This window comes from Haliscomenobacter sp., assembly GCF_041740695.1.
Classification (GTDB): Bacteria; Bacteroidota; Bacteroidia; order Chitinophagales; family Saprospiraceae; genus Haliscomenobacter.
This window is the reverse complement of sequence record NZ_JBGSLK010000026.1, coordinates 20,666-38,682: the sequence shown is the minus strand read 5'-3', so window position 1 is coordinate 38,682 and position 18,017 is coordinate 20,666. Positions and strand designations below refer to the sequence as shown.

Annotated in this window: 12 protein-coding genes and 1 tRNA gene; 8 read left to right on the top strand and 5 right to left on the bottom strand. The window is 47.8% G+C overall.

Going from position 1 to position 18,017, the window contains the following annotated elements:
- The first annotated feature begins 111 nt into the window (after positions 1–111).
- From ACEW9O_RS05550 to ACEW9O_RS05525, 6 genes are all read left to right on the top strand, one after another.
- The gene (locus ACEW9O_RS05550) at positions 112–3,309 is read left to right on the top strand and encodes a tetratricopeptide repeat protein (protein WP_373549140.1); all 3,198 of its coding nucleotides are present in this window, start codon (positions 112–114) and stop codon (positions 3,307–3,309) included.
- A 44-nt stretch (positions 3,310–3,353) separates the two neighbouring features.
- Positions 3,354–4,016, top strand: coding sequence for a GldM family protein (locus ACEW9O_RS05545; protein WP_373549139.1), 663 nt, complete (start codon positions 3,354–3,356; stop codon positions 4,014–4,016).
- Positions 4,017–4,654: 638 nt separating this feature from the next.
- On the top strand, positions 4,655–5,836 hold the full coding sequence (locus ACEW9O_RS05540; protein ID WP_373549138.1) for a histidinol-phosphate transaminase: 1,182 nt from the start codon (positions 4,655–4,657) through the stop codon (positions 5,834–5,836).
- Positions 5,837–5,922: 86 nt separating this feature from the next.
- Positions 5,923–7,035: a permease gene (locus tag ACEW9O_RS05535; protein WP_373549137.1), complete on the top strand. Its 1,113-nt coding sequence runs from the start codon at positions 5,923–5,925 to the stop codon at positions 7,033–7,035.
- 240 nt (positions 7,036–7,275) lie between these two features.
- Positions 7,276–7,348: transfer RNA gene (locus ACEW9O_RS05530), tRNA-Gly, on the top strand.
- A 143-nt stretch (positions 7,349–7,491) separates the two neighbouring features.
- Positions 7,492–7,872: a hypothetical protein gene (locus tag ACEW9O_RS05525; RefSeq protein ID WP_373549136.1), complete on the top strand. Its 381-nt coding sequence runs from the start codon at positions 7,492–7,494 to the stop codon at positions 7,870–7,872.
- Positions 7,873–8,008: 136 nt separating this feature from the next.
- Here the strand turns inward: ACEW9O_RS05525 and ACEW9O_RS05520 are convergent, their stop codons facing one another.
- Positions 8,009–10,375 carry a gliding motility-associated C-terminal domain-containing protein gene (locus ACEW9O_RS05520; protein WP_373549135.1) on the bottom strand — a complete coding sequence of 789 codons (2,367 nt, stop codon included), beginning with the start codon at positions 10,373–10,375 and terminating at the stop codon, positions 8,009–8,011.
- 282 nt (positions 10,376–10,657) lie between these two features.
- On the opposite strand from ACEW9O_RS05520, the gene ACEW9O_RS05515 reads away from it, so the two are divergent.
- Positions 10,658–11,110 carry a hypothetical protein gene (locus tag ACEW9O_RS05515; RefSeq protein ID WP_373549134.1) on the top strand — a complete coding sequence of 151 codons (453 nt, stop codon included), beginning with the start codon at positions 10,658–10,660 and terminating at the stop codon, positions 11,108–11,110.
- Positions 11,111–11,220: 110 nt separating this feature from the next.
- Positions 11,221–11,910 carry a potassium channel family protein gene (locus tag ACEW9O_RS05510; protein WP_373549133.1) on the top strand — a complete coding sequence of 230 codons (690 nt, stop codon included), beginning with the start codon at positions 11,221–11,223 and terminating at the stop codon, positions 11,908–11,910.
- 250 nt (positions 11,911–12,160) lie between these two features.
- On the opposite strand, the gene ACEW9O_RS05505 is transcribed toward ACEW9O_RS05510, so the two are convergent.
- The 4 genes from ACEW9O_RS05505 to ACEW9O_RS05490 all read right to left on the bottom strand — a co-directional run bounded on the left by ACEW9O_RS05505 (position 12,161) and on the right by ACEW9O_RS05490 (position 18,006).
- Positions 12,161–14,569, bottom strand: a complete 2,409-nt coding sequence (locus ACEW9O_RS05505) for an ABC transporter permease (RefSeq protein ID WP_373549132.1) — start codon at positions 14,567–14,569, stop codon at positions 12,161–12,163.
- Between the two features lie 159 nt (positions 14,570–14,728).
- The gene (locus ACEW9O_RS05500; protein WP_373549131.1) at positions 14,729–15,013 is read right to left on the bottom strand and encodes an osmoprotectant transporter permease; all 285 of its coding nucleotides are present in this window, start codon (positions 15,011–15,013) and stop codon (positions 14,729–14,731) included.
- A 186-nt stretch (positions 15,014–15,199) separates the two neighbouring features.
- The gene (locus tag ACEW9O_RS05495; protein WP_373549130.1) at positions 15,200–16,963 is read right to left on the bottom strand and encodes a DUF885 family protein; all 1,764 of its coding nucleotides are present in this window, start codon (positions 16,961–16,963) and stop codon (positions 15,200–15,202) included.
- A gap of 47 nt (positions 16,964–17,010) precedes the next feature.
- Entirely contained in the window at positions 17,011–18,006 is a 996-nt protein-coding gene (locus tag ACEW9O_RS05490; RefSeq protein WP_373549129.1) for a hypothetical protein, read from the bottom strand.
- Positions 18,007–18,017: the final 11 nt, after the last annotated feature.

Here is an 18,017-nt window from a genome sequence, read left to right as displayed (position 1 = left end):
CTTCATCTAAGTACAAGAATGCAGACCATAGGGTTTATTTTTGCGAAAATAACTATTTTGCCCGTGTGCAAGGGATAAACAAGGGACAAACACGTTCAGAAACGTTGATAAATGAGGAAGCATTGCATTTTGTTGGCTAGTTTTCTGCTCTGGGCTGGACTGGGCTGGGGGCAAAATCAAGCCCTGGGCAAGCTTCAAAAAGCACAAATACTCTTTGATTCCCTTCGTTATCAGGAAGCTGCGACCATAGCCAAAGGCGTTTTAAGCACCCAAAAAAATCCTGAAATAAATGCACAGGCCCTGATTCTATTGGGCGATATCGCCATTGAACAAGCCGATTTTCCCAATGCCAAGGCCTTCTTTTTGCGTAGCCTCCAACAATTACAAGCTTTTCAAAAAAAAGGTCACCCACTCATTGCCCAAGCCTGGAATAATCTAGGAGAATACGAACTCAAATTGGACAATTTCGGCCAGGCTATTCAGTGGCACCAAAATGCACTCAAACTCCGCACCGTGCTGTTTGGCGAAAAACATGAAAAAACCGCCGATTCCTACAACAATATTGGCAATTGCCAGCTCAAATTGGGCGATTACGCAGGTGCACGGCGCATGCACCAACAAGCCTTGCGCATCCGCCAGGCCATCCTGCCCCCCAATCACGCCGACATTGCAGTGAGCCACAATAATTTGGGGAATTGCGCCTATTTCACAGGTGATTTTCAGGAGGCCGCCCGTGAATACCGCGCGGCGTTGGAAATCCGGGAAAAAACCTTTGGCACAAATCATTTAAAGGTTACCCCTGCGCTGAACAACCTGGGCAAAGTATTGTACGAAATGGGGCAATGGGATCAGGCTCAGGCTCTATTTGAAAAAGTGTTGGCTATTCGCCGAAAGGTATACGGAGATAAAGACCCTACCTTGGCCCCTACCTTCGAAAACATTGGTGAAGTGCTGCTGGAAAAAGGGGACTATCCTGCTGCGATCCCTTACTTGCAACAAGCAGTTTTTCTTTATGGCGGCCCCAAACAACCCGCCAGTGCGCCCGCCTGGCATAAAATCGGTCTTTGTCACCAACGATTAGGCGATTACGATCTGGCCGTACACCATCACCTCGACGCCTTGGGGCCGATCGAATCTTTGTACAACGATCAGGTCTTTGCTGCCACGATTTACAGCAACATCGGGGTTTGTTATTTACAAAAACAGGAGTACGTCCAATCTATTCTCAATTTCAAGATTGCCGCCACTAAGCTACATCAAAACCTCCCCCAGGGGCACCCCGATTTGGCACAAATCCACAACAGTATGGCCGTTGGGTACATCCAACAGGGTTTTTTGGATACTGCTAGCATGCAGAGTCTTTTGGCCATTCGAGCCCTGCAACAAATCGGGCAAATGCAGGGCTTGGGTTACGCCCAGGTATTGCGCACCCGGGCTGAAATCCTCCTACAACAGGGTAAAATAAATGAAAGCAGCAAGCTCTTGCAAGAGGCCTTAACAGCCTTAGCCTATCAGCCCGGTGAAACCCTCTGGGGCAGTGAGATCACCCTGGAAGTGATGAAAGTATTGGCCCAACAAGGCCGTACCTGGAAAGCGGTAGCCTTGAGCAGCAAGTCGCCTAAAGCAGTGTTGTACTGGCAAAAAAAGGCGGCCCAAGCCAACCTTGAAGCCATACGTTTGATGGGTTTTTTACGCCACCAATTGAGCAGTTCAGGTGCCCGGCAGCTGTGGTTGCAACAACAATACGTACTGTACCGCGAGGCCACCGATTTGTATTTTCGCATTTGGCAAAAAAGTGGCCAGCATACTTACCTCGAAAAAGCTTTTTTGCTCAGTGAAAAAAGCAAAGGGGTGCAATTGCTAGAGGGAATCCAACAAAGCCAATCCAATGCACAAACCAATATCCCCAAAGACTGGGCAACGCTGGAACAAAACTTGCTGGGTCGCTTGGCGGAATTGGAAAGTGAAAAAATCACCAGCCCCAGTAAGGTCGCACAGCTGGATCGGAGCATGTTGGGCTTGATGCAAAAACTGGATAGTTTGCAAAAAGTGATCCGCCGTTGGCAACAACAAAAAGGCATCAGGATGGCTACCGATACTACTTATAGTGCCTCTTTTTTGCAAAAACGCTGGCTACAGCCCAAACAGGCGCTGGTGGAATATTTTGAAACGGAGAGTAGCCTGCTGGTATTTGTATTGACCACCCAGGGACTAAAGGGCTTTGCCTTGCCCAAATCGCAGTCACTGGTGCAGGAGGCCAAAAGTTTTCGGCAACTCTTGCGCAAATACCCGGCCCTCAATGGCGCTGCGCTCGACAGCAACCTTCTGGCTTGGTGTCAATTGTCGAATGCCTTGTACGGTGCTGTTTTTAAGCCGCTACAAAGTGCTTTAAAAGACAATGAATCCTTGATCATCGTAGCGGATGGACCCTTGAGTTACCTGCCTTTTGAGTCCCTGTTGACCAAAATGCCCAAGAACACGAGTTATTTTAAAAGCCACGCCTACTTGTTGCGCCAGTATGCCATTCAATACAGCTACTCGGGGAGTTTGTCCTGGGAGTTGTCGCGCAAAAGCCATGTCCGCTGGTTTAAACCGGGGATATTGTCGATGGCACCGGATTTTCGGGGGCATGCCTTGGGTTTGGGGGTTTTGTACAACAGCCAAAAAGAGGCGGAAGCGCTGGGCAAATTGTGGGGGGCGAAAGTACTCACGGGTCGCAATGCTACCCTGGCAGCTTTCCAAAAATTTGCGCCTCGTTATCCCATCTTGCATCTGGCCACCCACGGCAAATATTTTATCAACGTGGACAATTATTCGGCCCTGGCTTTTATGGAGCAAAAAGATACCATCAGCAATGAGTACCTCTACACCCGCGATTTGTACGCCATGCGTTTGCCTACCGAACTGGTGGTGCTGAGCGCCTGCGAAACGGGCATTGGTGACTATCATTCTGGCGAAGGCATCATCAGTTTGGCGCATGGCTTCATTCATGCCGGAGCCAAAAGTGTGGTGAATACGCTCTGGAGTGTAGACGATGCGCGTACGGCGGAATTGGTAGTCAATTTTTTCCAGTTGTTGAAAAAGGGGGCTAGCCGGGATCGGGCGCTACAACAGGCCAAGTTGAATTTGTTGGAAAATCGGCCCCACGATGAGGTACATCCGTATTTTTGGGCGGGATTGATCGGGATTGGGGCGACGGAGGCGGTGTATGATCCGCTGGGGAAATACATTGGTTTGGGTGGGGTTTTGTGCCTGTTGCTGGGTTTGGGCTGGGTTTGGTTCAGGTACCTTAAGCCTCGTTTTTTGTAACTTTTTAGCTTCGATTGCATTCTGCATAAACAAACCTAACCTTTATGCAAAATGCCCTGCTCATCCTTGTAACAATCACCTGTTTTTCAACAAGTGTACTGGATTTGAAAAAGCCACAGGTAGCTATATCCACCAGAGAATGCAATTACCTATATCAGGGCGTAAACAACCCAGTCATCATTGTCGCTCGACAAAATCAAGCTGTTCAGGCCAATCAAATTACTGCTGAGATTGACACGTATGACAGTGATGAGGTTTTTTACGCCCAGGTTAAGGGCAAAAATGGAGAATTTTCGATCAACCCGAAACAAGATGGGCAATTGACCTTGAAGGTAAAAACCAAAGATGGGATTTGGGAAAAAAAATTCCATGTGCGCCAACTTGAAGCCGTTGCTAAAATAGATAACACTAACAAAGGCAGTATGCGTAATGGCGTATTTAAAGCCCAGGGAGGGGTCATTCCTGTTCTCGAGTGTTGTGGCTTCGATGCTCGTTGCGATATTATTGAGTATTCCATCATCAAGATCAGCAAAGATGGGCTCGTACAAAGAGCCAAGAATACAGGAGGAAAATTCAACGACTCCATTCGCCCCCTGATTGATAGCGCCCAACCCGGCGATATTTATTGGTTCCGAAAAATCCTGTGCCGTTGCCCTGGCAATATAGCTGAACATGAAACATCCGATATAGCCATCGACATTGAGTAACTCACATTACGCATTTTATTTACCGCAGAGTTTCACAGAGTACACGCGGAGTTTCATGGAGTTTTTTTAGGAGCACCTGCGGTGCAGAGAGTCCACGGAGGTCGCATTTGCTGAAGCTTGGGTCCTTACCTTTTATCAACTCCTACTATGCTTGGTTTGATCTTAAGCAAGATTTTCCTAGAGCACAAACTCCAGCCACCGCAGGTGGCAAACTCCTTAAAACTAAAAAACTCTGTGCAACTCTGCGTGCACTCTGCGAAACTCTGCGGTAAAAAACTACGGTTAAATTGAAATCGTATTATGGATCAGAGACGATCATCTTTACTTTCATCAGAAGTTGATGAATAGCACTGCGTAATGTGAGTTAATAAAGCAGGGTCAAATATTCCTCCATCTTTTTCCAAATAATATTTCAGTTTATTTATTTTTCAACAAACATAAATCCAACCAAAAGGCATTTTTTTACAATTAAATCTTTTTTTTATCCCCCATTTTTTTCTCTTCCTTTTGTCCAATTTTTTTGGCAATTTTGTCCATCAGTCAGTTACATCACGTCCTTTATTACTCGCCGTAGATTGCTAATCCAGCACCGACCAAATTCGGAAAGAAATTTATTTGCATCAAAACATACATTCATCATGAATAACTCGAATCTGAGTCGACGCAGTTGGCTGCGTTCTTCCCTTGTCATTGCTTCTGGTGCTGCGGTAGCGCCTGCGGCATTGGGTCGCACTACTTTTGCTACGGATCAGGCCAGCCTTTGGGCTGAGCAAAGCCGCCTCAAAGAAATTGACTACCGTTTGCCACTGATCATGCCTCCTAGTGTGGCGCGTTTGAATGCCAACGAAAACCCCTTTGGCCCATCGCCCAAAGCCCGTTTGGCCGTCATCGAATCCGCCATCAATGGCAACCGCTACGCACATGGCGAAGCGACCAAGCTGCGCAAAATGATCGCAGAAAGAGAAGGCGTGAGTGAGGATTACATCATGATGGGCCCTGGCTCGACCGACTTGTTGGAAAAAGTGGCCATTACCCACTTCTTGGAAGGTGGCAACATCGTTTCAGCCGATCCAGCCTACATGTCGCTGATCAATACCGCCAAGGCATTTAAAGCGACCTGGAAAAATGTGCCGCTGAAAAAAGACTGGTCACACGATTGCGCCGCTATGGAAAAGGCCATCGACGCCAATACCAAACTGGTGTATGTGTGCAACCCCAACAACCCAACGGGTTCACTCACCGATGCTGCTGAGTTGCGGGCTTTTTGCACCAGAGCTGCGGATAAAGCGCCCATTTTTGTGGACGAAGCCTATATTGATTACCTGGAAAATCCAATGGCTTCCAGCATGGTGGATTTGGTCGCAAAAGGCAAAAACGTAATTGTGGCGCGTACCTTCAGCAAAATTCACGGGATGGCGGGCTTGCGCATTGGCTACATCGTAGCACTGCCCAAAACCCTGGAAAAAATCGAAAACATGGTGCGTGGCAATATGGGCATGTGCATTACCTCCGTAAACGGCGCGATTGCCAGTATGGAAGACAAGGAATTCCAGGAACGCTCCCGGAAATTGACTGCCGAAGGTCGCGAATTCGTTTGTGCTGAACTCAAAAAAGCAGGCTTCAACTACGTGCCTTCTCACACCAGCTTCATTTTGTTCCCCATTGTGATGAATGGCAAGGAATTCCTGAAAAAAATGTACGAGTCTGGAGTAGCGGTGCGCTCCTTCGAGATAGACGCCAAAACGTACTGCCGCGTGAGTGTAGGTTTACCGGATGAACTCAAGTTGTTTACCGATAGTTTGAAAAAAGTACTGGCATAAGCAGTCGACCACATTAAATGATTGATTTAATGTGGTCAACTACTTAATAGCAAATATTTTTTTGCTTGTCCTTTTAACTAAAGCACATGAACATCGCATTGCAAAAGGCCGTCGCGCTTTTGGCTTTGATCGCCATCGGTTTACTTTTGAAACCCAAAATCAAAAGTAAAGAACAAGCTGATGGCCTTAAGATCATCATCCTGAGTTTGGCCTTACCCGCCACCATTTTTATTGCCCTGCTCAAAACAGAAGTAAACATAGAGTTGATCAGTTTGCCCATTTTGGCCTTGGTATTCAATCTGTTGTTGTTTGGTTTGTGTTATGTTTTGCTGCCGTACATGGGCATTGGACGGGGCACGCCGGATTTCCGCACCTTGTTGATGATGGTTCCTTCGTTGGCACCGGGTTTGTCTTGCTTCCCCATTTTGGCGGAATACCAGGGCGATCAGGCAGTGGCTTGGGCGGCCTTGGGCGATTTGGGCAATAAGGTGTTTGTTTTGATTATTCTGTACTTGTTGGCGATGCGTTGGTACTATCGCTTTTTTCCCAGCGAGAATGTATCTACCTCCGCCAAAGTCAAAGACCTGCTGTTGACCTTGGTGCGGGAGCCCGTCAATATAGTTCTGGTTTTCGCCTTGCTGTTCCTCAGCTTTGGTTGGCATCTGGACAATTTACCTGCGTTTTTACAGGATGTGGTGCTCAAAATTGGGGCCATTATGACGCCGTTGGTGCTTTTGTACATTGGCATCTCGGTGCAGCCGCGTTGGACAGAATTGCGGATGATTGGTGGGTTGCTATTGCTGCGGGCGGGTTTGACTTTGCTGATCAGTGGCATCTTTTTGAGCATTGCTCCGGCAATGAGTCCAGCAGCAGCGATTTTGGCGGTGGTATTTCCTCAAAGTGCAGTGAGTTTTTGGCCTTTTGCGCACATTGCTTCCGTTCATGCGCTCGAATCAGAAAAAAAAGTGGCTAATCGGATTTTTAACCCCGGCCTCGCCTTGAATTTTATCGCTTTGTCTTTACCGTTTTCTACGTTGTTTATTTTGTTGATCTGTACCATTGGGGTGCCCGCTACACAACCACTTTCACTTGGTTTTGCGGGCATTCTGATGGTCGCAGTTGCGCTGTTGCCTCCGCTGTTGCGGCGGATTCGGCTGCCTAAGATGGAAAACGAGGTGGAGGTGATGGTGGAAAATTGACGCGTAGAGACGTTGCATGTAACGTCTCTGCACCATAACATCAATGTTTTTACCTTTTCAAAATCAAATATTTAGGCCCTCACAGTAAAAAAATCAAAAAAAATCTCCCAAAAAATTTGCTTTTCCCCAGCTCGCTGTATTATCTTTGCGCACGCTGAAACGAAAATGCATTAGCAAGTACTTCCAGCCCAAGGCACCACACACACACTACCACACCTTCACACACCCACACCCCATTTCGCGGATGTAGCTCAGCTGGTAGAGCGCAACCTTGCCAAGGTTGAGGTCGCGGGTTCGAATCTCGTCATCCGCTCTAAAAGGAAGTTGAAAACACAAGTTTTCGGCTTCCTTTTTTTGTTTCTACTCCTCCCGGAACGAATCCACCAAGAGTTGCGTTATGACAGCTACGCCGAAACTCGACAACTGGTCACCACAAGCCATCAATTCATATCCATCATGCCTAGCACCCCCTACTTCATGAACGTCGACCTCGACATCCACGCCCATGCTGATCTACAGCCGCTTATTGACCACTGGCAAGATCAGCTTATTCCTCTGGTAAGCCCAACAATTGCAGGTGCTCATTTTGTGCGTTTTGAACTAGCCGATTCCTACCCCACTGCCTCCGAGACTATCCAATATTTTTGTACAGCAGTGGAAAATCTTCCGCCCGATCTGCTCCAGTTTTGGCAACAATGTCCGAAGCGCATTCTGGATATTGGCTATGAAAGTGGCACCGAACGACCAATGTTGCAAGATGCTTTACCAATGGAATTGCTGCTCAAAATTGCACAGTATTTTACCAGTCTCGACATTTCGCTTTACCCCAGCGAATAAATACCAAATGAGCTACGAAATTCAACACTTTTCACTCTTCACTCTTCACTCTTCACTTTTCACTTTTCACTCTTCACTTTTCACTCTTCACTTTTCACTCTTCACTTTTCACTCTTCACTTTTCACTCTTCACTCTTCACTTCAAAACAGTCACACTCCCCGTAAACATCTTCTCCACCCCATCAATGAACTCAATCACGGCCTTGTACACGACCACCTCATTCCCCATCGATTTGCCCCGGAAAGTCCCGTCCCAACGAGGGCTATCCGAACTTGAATCCGCATCAAAAGCAAAAGCCACTTCGCCCCAACGGGTAAAAATTTCCAATGACTTGATGCGCAAAGTGCTGGTGCCTGGGAAAATTTCAAAAAAGTCGTTCTGCCGATCCCCGTTGGGGCTAAAAACATTGGGGATGTAAACCTTGTAATTTTTTTGCACCAAAATCCGCAGTGAGGTTTTGGCCAGGCAGCCATTTTCATCTACGGCTTCCAGGCTAACGGTTCCATTGGCAGTTACCCTCGGAATATTAAGCTCGGGGCAAGCCGCACAAAGATCGGGGTAGCTTCCATTCCAGCGGTAAGTTGCAATCGGCGCACTGCCCTCCGGCCGCAAAAACAAAGCTGCGCCCAAATCAATCGTAGTGTCTTTGGGCAAACTCACCTGAAACAATTCCGGGGCAGGCAATTCGATCATGCGGGCAATTTTGCAACCACTTTGATCAGCAGCAAGCAGCATATAGGTACCTGGCGGCAAATTTTGAAATATGGAATCCCGACCCATTGGTCGGTTGCCCAACTGGTATTGGTACTCGGGGCTCCCGCCCATGGCGCGTACGGTAATCAGTCCATTTTTATCACCAAAACACTTGCTGGGGATAGCCGTGGTGTTGATTTCCATTTTTTGCACCTCCACACTGTCCCGACGTTGACAACCCTGAGCGTCGGTTACACTGACTTTGAAACGCCCAGCCTGGTTCATTTGGATGCTGCGGCTCGTGTCGCCACTGCTCCAGCTTACGGTATAAGGTGCGGTGCCACCCTGGATGTTGATTTGCGCCCGCCCAGCCTGCAAGTCTCCACAAGGTTGGGCCAAAGTCAAGGCCGATGCCTGGAAAGCGGGCGCTGAGGGCAGGTCAAAACTTCGCTCAAAGGTACAGCCCAGTCCTGGATCGGTGACGGTGACAAAATAGTTTCCGCCCGCCAATTGGCTGATGCTGGCCGCCGAATCGCCGGTACTCCAGGCGTATTGTAAGGAACTGCCCCCTTGCAGGCTGATGCGCCCGGTAGGTGTGCCATCACACTTGGGTGAGTCGAGTTGGGCGGTTACCCGTGGCTCGGGGAAAGTACGGGATTGTACCGAATCCTGGAATACACAAGAGCGATCACGGGCTTCGAGATAGTACATCCCCGACTGAGTGAGTTCCACTTGTTTTTCGTTGGAAACAATGGGGCCATTTTTGCCCAATCGCCAGACAAAGGTTTCAAAATTGTCGTCGATGGGGGTGACGATTTGGGGCTTGTTGCCACAAAATTTCACGCTGTCTTCTGCCAACAGGTCACGGGTGAAACGCTCGGGAATTTCAAACTCAAAGGTAAACTGGCAATCTTCGGCCAAACTGTTAAACGGCTTTACCGTCAAAAAAACCTTACTTCCCGCCTGCGGTTTGTTCAGGTTGATGCTGCGGGTCGTTTGCCCGGTGCTCCAGCGATAGGAGGAAAACCCTTCTGGTGCGGTCAGGGTGATCGTAGTATCCAAGCCCGGACAAAAGTAGGATGGGTAGATTTTGGCACTCAAACATTCGGCATCCAGGTAGGCGTAGCCGTAATGTAGCCCTTCGGTGCAATCATTCACCGTAAAGCGCAGGGTAATCACTTGCCCGATGTAGTCGCGCAGGTCGATGGCGGCAGCCGTCCAGTTGCGGATGCGGAGTTGGTTTTGGTTTTTAAATCCAGGGATGTTTTCGGCAGCAGCCACTTCGTACAAACCGCAGGGCGTGCGCACATTGCGCTGGTTGAGGACTTCTACCGTAAAGCGGGGTTGCTGCTTGGGTCTGTGATCGGGGTCTTCCATCACCACCGCAAACTTGTATACGAACAGTGAATTTTCCTGCGTTACCCGGAAAGAAGTGATCAGGCGTTCAAATTCTTTGCCGTTGCGGGAATTGCCAAGACGGGCAGCGAAATTGCCGATCGAAACCATGGGCAGGGCTTCAATTTTGACCAAAAAATCGTTGCCCATATTTCTGCGCACAATCGTGTGGCGCTGTGGAATCAATCCAGTTTTGACGTCTTCTTCCTTGGGTCGATTTCCAAAAGTGGGGTCTTTGACGGTGCCATATTCCCCTCGCCAACCTTCAAAAGTGCCTTTTTCAAAGCCGAGATTGGAGCAGTCATTGAGGGGGATTTGTTGGGCAAGGAGTGGAATGGTGATGGTCGAACACAAAATTAACCAACAATAGACAACGGCCTCCCAATACATGGTTAGGTAGAATTTTAGTCTCATAGTAAGCTGTAGCAGTTTTTAGGTTCAATTTTCAGGCCGTCGTTAGACCAAAAATAGGAAATTTTGAGAAAAAGAATACCTTCTAGTCCTTTAACATCAGTTTAACGCTAGTTAAAGTTTTCGGGCAGAGGGTTAAAGTAAGTTATGGCTATAGGGGGAAGCCCATAGATTGTTTATCATTGAAATGTGTTTGATGGGCGATAAAAAAATAAGTGTTCATTTTGCCCCATTAATCGGAACCAAACACAAGTCCAAATTCTAAATGATCCAAAAGCAATGCTCATGAAATTTACATTCAAGCTCTTCATTTATGCTGCTTTCATCATCATGGCCAGCGCCTGTACCGACGAATATCGTCTGGAACGCAAGGAGGACCGCCTCTACGGTGCCTGGATTTTTGAAAGTGCTTCGTTCAAGGAAAACGGGGATTTGTTTCGTAAAAACCGCGATGCTGAATTTGTAGGCGACATCATCGAATTTTACCGCGATTACACTGCTTCTTTCGACGACCGCCTTGATCGGGTGGTGTACCCCGGCAACTGGGAATTGATCCTCGATCGAGCCACTTATGATGGGGAAGACGATGCAGAGTTTTTGCTGGACATGGACTTTTTTGATCGGGGTCGACCCGCCATGACCTACCTTTGCGGGGTCAATAACCTGAGTTGGGAACGGCTCAATTTGCGGGCCAATGTGCGCGGTGGAGTGTACTATTTTAGACTGCGCAGGTTATAGATCATCAGGGGTTGCAAGGGGCATCTTCATTAATCTGTTGCATCTTGTAACCCCCAAGCCCATTCCTTCGTATATTTCGCCTAAAAGTTTTTAACCTAAAACCGAAGGTAATGGCTACACACTCCACCGAACACAAGCTGGGCATTTTGAACATCATTGTTATTTTTCTTTCCATTTACATCCTGGGTGCGCTCATCATCGATACCGCCTACGAATTGCCCCCGGAGACCTCTACCCTACTTCAGTATTTCGACAATGTCATTTGTATTGTCTTTTTTATTGAGTTTTGTATTCGTTTTGCCAAGGCCGAAAACAAGTGGCAATTCATGCGCTGGGGTTGGATCGACCTCATTTCCAGCATTCCGATGGTCGATGCCTTGAGAGCCGGGCGCTTGTTGCGGCTCGTCCGTTTGTTGCGGGTAGTCAGGGCCTTTCGTTCGATCCACAACCTGTTTCATTATGTATTCAAGGACAAGGCCAAAGGTGCCTTAACCTCGGCCTCGCTGACCGCAATTCTGCTGGTTATTTTTTCCGCCATCGCCATTTTACAGGTAGAAACGGATCCCAACAGCAACATCAAAACCGCGGAGGACGCCATTTGGTGGGCTTACGTGACCATCACTACGGTTGGGTATGGCGACAAATTCCCAGTCACTACCGAAGGGCGGGTTATTGCGGCAATTCTGATGACGGCGGGAGTGGGATTGTTTGGGACCTTTACGGCTTATGTGGCGTCGTGGTTTGTGGTGGAGAATAAGGTGGCGCAAGAGGAGACGGTGCCTAATTCGGAAAAGGAGTAGCGGTGATAAATATTAATTATCTCAATTTTTTTCAAAACAACCAAAGCGACATTTTTTTAGCACAAAGAAAAAAAAAGAGGACACAAAGTAAAACGTCGTCAACGTCTAACTTTGTGTCCTTTGTGCTTCTTTGTGCTTTCTTTGTGAAAATTATGTCGCTTTGGAATTATTTTGAAAATTCGGGCTGACAAATGTTTAAGTCCTCTTTTTTTCCTTTGTGATAATAAATTGTGTTGCTCTATGTTTTCCGTCACTCCGACTTCAAAGACTTCGCCGGATTGACCAAAGCGGCCTTAATCGATTCATAACTCGATGTCAGCAACGCTACACCCAAAGTGATGAACACCGCAAAAACCAGGGTCCCAAACCCAATCGGAATTCGGTAAGTGTAATCCTGCAACCAGGCATTCATCAAATACCAGCCCAAGGGGGCCGCCACCAGGAAAGCAACGCCGACGAGGATGGAAATTTCTTTGCCAAAGAGGCTCAGAATTTGCGCCAAATTGGCCCCCAGTACTTTGCGCACCCCAATTTCTTTGGTTTTTTGCGCAGCCATAAATCTGACCAAACCATACAGTCCCAAACAGCCAATAAAAATGGCGATAAGCGAGAAAATCTGCACCAGGCGCAGCATAGTGCGAACAAATTCGTAATTGCGGGCGATGCTTTCATCCAGGAAAGACTGCTCGTACAAGTGATCGGGGAAATAACCGTTCCAGAGTTTTTCGACCTCCTTCATCGTCTTTTGCAGGTTGTTGCTGCTGAGTCGCAAGCCACAATTGTAGTGAATGTCCTTGTAAGTAAACACTGCAATGGGCGCAATGTCCTGTTCAAACGAAGCATTGTTCCAATTCTTCAACACGCCATAAATAGGTGCATCAATTCCCCAAACCCGCAGTTTTTTACCAATGATGTCTTCCGGGTTTTTCACGCCCAAACGTTCTACTACTTTTTCGTTGATCAAATAGCCTTGTACTGTGTCGCTAGCTGGAATGTTTTTTCCAGCTACCAAGGTCAAGCCATAAGTATCGATGTAGTGATGATCCGCATTTTTGGTGCTCATTTGCCACACTTCATCTTTTTGACGGGTATCAAAGCGGAAATTGGTCGTATTGCTGGAATTGGTCGTAGGTGAAAACAAATAAAAAGTAGCATCCTTCACCCCTGGAATGCTCAACAAACGCTCGCGGAAGGTGGTTTGATTGATCTTTTCAGGGCTGGGAATGGTGATTTCTGCAAGCCCTTTTGTTTGGTAGCCCACCGATTTGTTCATCATAAAGTCAACCTGACCATTGATGACCAAGGTACAAATCACCAACAATTGAATGAGCACAAACTGCACCACTATCAAGCTGCGGCGAATATTCAAACCTCCCGCCTGTTGTTGGTTGATGCCTCCCTTGAGGGCCACCACTGGGCGGAATCCAGCCAGAATCAATCCCGGATATGATCCCGCCAAAAAGACTACCGTCAAAAACAAGCCGATGATAAACGCCCACAACATGGTATCATTCCAGCTCACCTGGCTGGGCCAGCCCCCGCCTAGGTCCAACCACTTGTTCAGGGAAGGCAATGCCGTTGCGGCCATGACAAAACCTAATACCAGGGCCACTGCGGTGATTACTCCGGTTTCAGCGATAAATTGAAAAAATACTTGCCCTCTTTGTCCTCCAACCGCCTTGCGAATACCCACCTCTTTGGCCCGACGCATCGCTTGTGCGGTGGCCATATTGATGAAATTGAAACAAGCCGTCGCGATCAAAAAAACACCAATGGTCGCCATGATGTAGATCCACTTGTAAGGCACTGGCCCGTAATAGCGCTCAGAATGGTGGATTTCCCGGAATTTAATGACCGGATGAGCATATGATTTGTAGTCCTTTCCGTGGTATTTTTTGTTGATGGCGTCAATTTCTTTTTGAAAACGCGCCTCCGTCATCCCCGGTGGAAACAATGCAAAACAGTAAGTATTGGAATTGACCCCACTCCAGGTAGTCAGTTCTGGCCCACCATAAACGAAGTCTTTGTTGTTTTCCAAGGTCGCAAAAGAGACAAAAAACTCGTAAGGCAAATCGGTATTGTCGGGCGGATCATTGACGATCCCGGTCACTTCCAGATTCAGTTGGTTTTCCAACTTGATGATGCGGCCAATGGGGTCTTCATCCCCAAAATACTTCTCGGCCATTCTTTTACTGATGACCAAAGTATTGGGCTTGTCCAGGGATTTGGCAGAACCAACCTGCCACTGGTAATCAAAAACCTTGAAGTAAGACGGGGCCACATAAGCCAGCTTGGGGCCGGGCCCTTCCTTGAATTTTTTGACAGGTCGCCCATTGGCATCAATCAGCGCCATGAGTTTTTCATAACCTTCGATACAAATCGTGGCTGCAGTAGCCGATGTTTCGTCCCGCACCGCTTTCCAGGTGGGTGGCGGTACGCCCCGCGAGTAACTGGTTCCATCAAAATGAAACTCGGTGGTGACCTGGTAAACCCGCTCGATCCCCTTGTGAAAAGCATCGTGGGTGGTATGGAAACGGATGAACCAAAACACCAAAAGTCCACAGCCGATGCCCAGGCTTAATCCCACTACATTGAGTAAGGCGTAGACACGATTGCGGCGAAGGTTGCGCCAGGTGATTTTTAGATAGTTCTGCAACATAGGATAGGATTGTGCTTGCTTATTGACCTAAATAAGCTAAAAAAGTGCCAGTTTTTGAAACGTATTGATTTGCAGCTTTTTGGAAAACAAATAATAAAGAACAGTGTCCGCATTCGAACAGATTTTTGTTCAAATGCGGACACTGCTGCAGCAAAAAGCCTAATTCCAGCGCGGTTTGCCGATGATGACCATCAAAATGAACAGTGCGTACAGTATGCCGGGAATAGCCAGTATGCTAAGCAATCCTTTCGCCATCCCAAGCTGGTCGATCGATTTAAGCCATAAACTGCCAAATACCACCACCGCCAGACCAATCAACAAGAGACTCCAAATCCCCATGTTGAATGAAGAAACCGATCCATCCGCGATGCCGATGAAAAAGAAGTACAAGGCGATCAGGGCAATCAGGACATCAATGCCCCATAAAATCCAAAAAAGGCTCATGTGATTTGGGTTTTTATGGATGTGTCTTAAAGCTTGTTTTTGTTTTTTGGCGGAAGCGAAAACGAGGCCATTTTTGCCTAAATGAGGCACGGAAAGCGGAGTTTAGCAGCGCTAAATGAGCATTTTCGGAACGAAATTTAGGCAAAAATGGGCCGTTTGTAGCCCGCCAAAAAAACAAAAACAAGCTTATGGCTTGGTTTTGTCGTAAAATCGCCACTGAGTTTTGAAATCTTTTTTCAGATTTTGATTGGTCAAAATAGCACGAAGCATCTCTACTGGCAAGGCATTTTCCTGCAAAATCGCATCGTGGTATTGTTTGATGCTCATCTTTTTGCCGTCGACCAGTTCTTTTTTAAGGGCATAAAACTGTAGGCCACCTACCATGTACGCCAATTGGTACAGGGGGCCGTAATTGCCCGTAAAGGATCGGCGTACTTCACCTTCCGCGTTGGCGCGTTCGTGCCCTACCCGATCCACCAAAAAGTCGATGCATTGCTGGGGCGTCCATTCTCCAAGGTGATAATTCAGGGAAAAAATGATCCGGGCACAGCGGTGCATGCGCCAAAACAACATGCCGATGCGGTCTTCCGGCGAGCGGGGAAATTTCATATCCCACAACAAAAACTCCCAATACAAGGCATTGCCTTCGTGCCAAAAAGGAGTACCAAATTTGCGGTACGTTTTGTTCCGGTTGTTCATAAAACCCTGCAAATGGTGCCCGGCAATCAGCTCATGGTGCACCGTCGCTCTTGAAAAATGCGGGTTGTTGCCGCGCATGCTCATCATTTTTTCATCGTAGCTCATGGTCGGCGTGGGGTAGGAAATGATCAGCGATTCTCCACCGAGGAAAAAAGGGCTGACCAATTGCCGCTCCGCCGACATCATATTGACCCGCCAGGTTTCTTCGGCGATGGGCGGGATGGTCACCAGATCGTATTTTTTCAAAAAAGCCACCGACTGGTCGTAGAGTTCCAACATCGCTTCGGGCTGTTGGCCAGGAGCTACAAAACTGTTTTTGACCTTCTCCTGAGCCGCTTTCCAATCGCTGCCAAAGCCCATTTCTTTGCTGGCCTTGAGCAATTCTGCATCACACCAGGCGAACTCCTTATTGGCAATCTCAATCAATTCATCAGGAGTATAAGGGATAAATTCAAGCTTGAGTTGGCGGATCAATTCCTCCCTTCCGATTGGCTTGCCCACGATGCCACTGCCGTCGTCTTTTTGGGTACTGGTGCTTTTGCCTTTGCCCGCCAGGCCTTTGGCGTAAGTTTCGAGTTCGGCATCAAGACCAGTGTAGGTTTTGGGTACCCACCAGGAAAACAATGGGTCGTAAGCATTGTAAAAATTGTAGTAACTTTTGAGGATGGCCTGCATCCCTTTGACGGATTCGGAGGCCAGATTGGCGAGGTTTTGATCAAATGCTTCTACGCCTTTGAGTTTGGTATTCGCTTGTTTGACCTCGTTCCGAATGTCGTTCATTGCTTTGGCTACCTCTTGCCCATTCACACTTTGGCCACGGTTGCGGGACTTGATGAGGGTATACAGGCGCTCGGAGAAGGGCAAATGTTGGGCAATTTGGTCGTAGTTCTTTTGCTCGGCTTGCAGTTGGTACTGCTCGTCTTCCAGGTTGCGCTTGAACAAGAGGAAATCGACCTTGCCGTTGACGTTCATTTTGTCAAAATCGACCGATTCCAGTTGTTTGAGATTGGCAGCAATCAGTCCGAGTAAGCGTTGGCGCCGCTCTGGCGAGTTGTAGCTGGAACCCTGACCGCGGAATTCCATCGGATTACTCGTCGCATAAAAACGCATGATGCTGCCCTTGTCTGCGTCGTATTGAACCATCTGGTTGGCCATCTCGCTGGTTTGCAGGTAGAGCGGATTGGTGTTTTGCGCCTGAGTCCAATGGGTAGCCAGTGATAAAAGAAGACAAAAAGTAAGTGTTTTTTGCATGGTTATTTATTTGGTAGAAAAAAGATTCAAATTTTCTATGGGACATTTTACTCCAAGCGATACAACACCCCCTGATACACAAGCCAGGCCTCTGCCCCCGCAGCACTGAGGTAATCATTCTGTGAAAATTGGACATAAAGCGGTTTGCGCGAGCGGTTAGTCGTGGCAAAACGAGCTTTTTTTCCTCCGATCAGGAGTTCGTACTGAATGGCCGAGCGCGACTTGTAATTCGGATAAACCAATTGTGTGCCCATCGAGACTTCAGCGGTGGTTTCCAAAACTGTGCTTCCATCTTGCACCCGAAAGAGCCCGGTAGCTGAATTGTATTTCCAGCCAGGGTTTGCGGGTGGTTCAAGTTGGTCGTATTCTTTCATAAACTGATCAGCTTCAAGAGAGTCCAAAATGGTCCAGACACTCCTTTTTTGCTTCGCCGATTCTAATAAAAGCACGATGACTCTGGTCCTGGGTAAACAGAGCACTCGGGTTGAAACGCTGTTTTTGAGGGCTTTAGCTCGGGCGGGCAGATACAACTCCAATTGCTCTTCCGGGAATAGCTCTACCAGGTTTTTAGTGGATGGAAAGTCATGCTTTACATAACAAGGGATCTCTTCCGTCGCTTTCATGCTCTCGGCATTGTACAAGCGAACTTTGTCATCCGCAAAAAAAACCAGATTATTCTGTTCCAGCCAAAGGTAAGCGGGAGAACTATGCCTCGACCCCGGCAATTCCCGGCGTTGCAACACCTGGCCCTGGGCATCCAGGTGCAGGAGCAAATAATCAGTGCGAAAACGATCCTCCAGCTTGTAATCACCACTTTGCTCAACCCTGGTGTGCGCCAAGACATACACTTCCTTCCGCTCGGGAGCGACTAAGAAGGTTTGTACAGTATAGCCACTGTCCAGCGGGATTTCCATGACTTGTACGGCAGGATTGTCGGTATTTGGAAACCAGGGAAGGTCTTGTTTCGGCTTTTTGGAATTGCGACCGCCGCAGCCAAAAAGTAAGGAAAGCAACCAGATGAACAATAGGGCGAATTGTTTCAAGGTGATGGTGT

Bases quoted from the DNA above. Each gene is read 5' to 3' on its own strand.
- ACEW9O_RS05550 (WP_373549140.1), top strand. From the start codon at position 112: ATGAGGAAGCATTGCATTTTGTTGGCTAGTTTTCTGCTCTGGGCTGGA.
- ACEW9O_RS05545 (WP_373549139.1), top strand. From the start codon at position 3,354: ATGCAAAATGCCCTGCTCATCCTTGTAACAATCACCTGTTTTTCAACA.
- ACEW9O_RS05540 (WP_373549138.1), top strand. From the start codon at position 4,655: ATGAATAACTCGAATCTGAGTCGACGCAGTTGGCTGCGTTCTTCCCTT.
- ACEW9O_RS05535 (WP_373549137.1), top strand. From the start codon at position 5,923: ATGAACATCGCATTGCAAAAGGCCGTCGCGCTTTTGGCTTTGATCGCC.
- ACEW9O_RS05525 (WP_373549136.1), top strand. From the start codon at position 7,492: ATGCCTAGCACCCCCTACTTCATGAACGTCGACCTCGACATCCACGCC.
- ACEW9O_RS05520 (WP_373549135.1), bottom strand. From the start codon at position 10,375: ATGAGACTAAAATTCTACCTAACCATGTATTGGGAGGCCGTTGTCTAT.
- ACEW9O_RS05515 (WP_373549134.1), top strand. From the start codon at position 10,658: ATGAAATTTACATTCAAGCTCTTCATTTATGCTGCTTTCATCATCATG.
- ACEW9O_RS05510 (WP_373549133.1), top strand. From the start codon at position 11,221: ATGGCTACACACTCCACCGAACACAAGCTGGGCATTTTGAACATCATT.
- ACEW9O_RS05505 (WP_373549132.1), bottom strand. From the start codon at position 14,569: ATGTTGCAGAACTATCTAAAAATCACCTGGCGCAACCTTCGCCGCAAT.
- ACEW9O_RS05500 (WP_373549131.1), bottom strand. From the start codon at position 15,013: ATGAGCCTTTTTTGGATTTTATGGGGCATTGATGTCCTGATTGCCCTG.
- ACEW9O_RS05495 (WP_373549130.1), bottom strand. From the start codon at position 16,963: ATGCAAAAAACACTTACTTTTTGTCTTCTTTTATCACTGGCTACCCAT.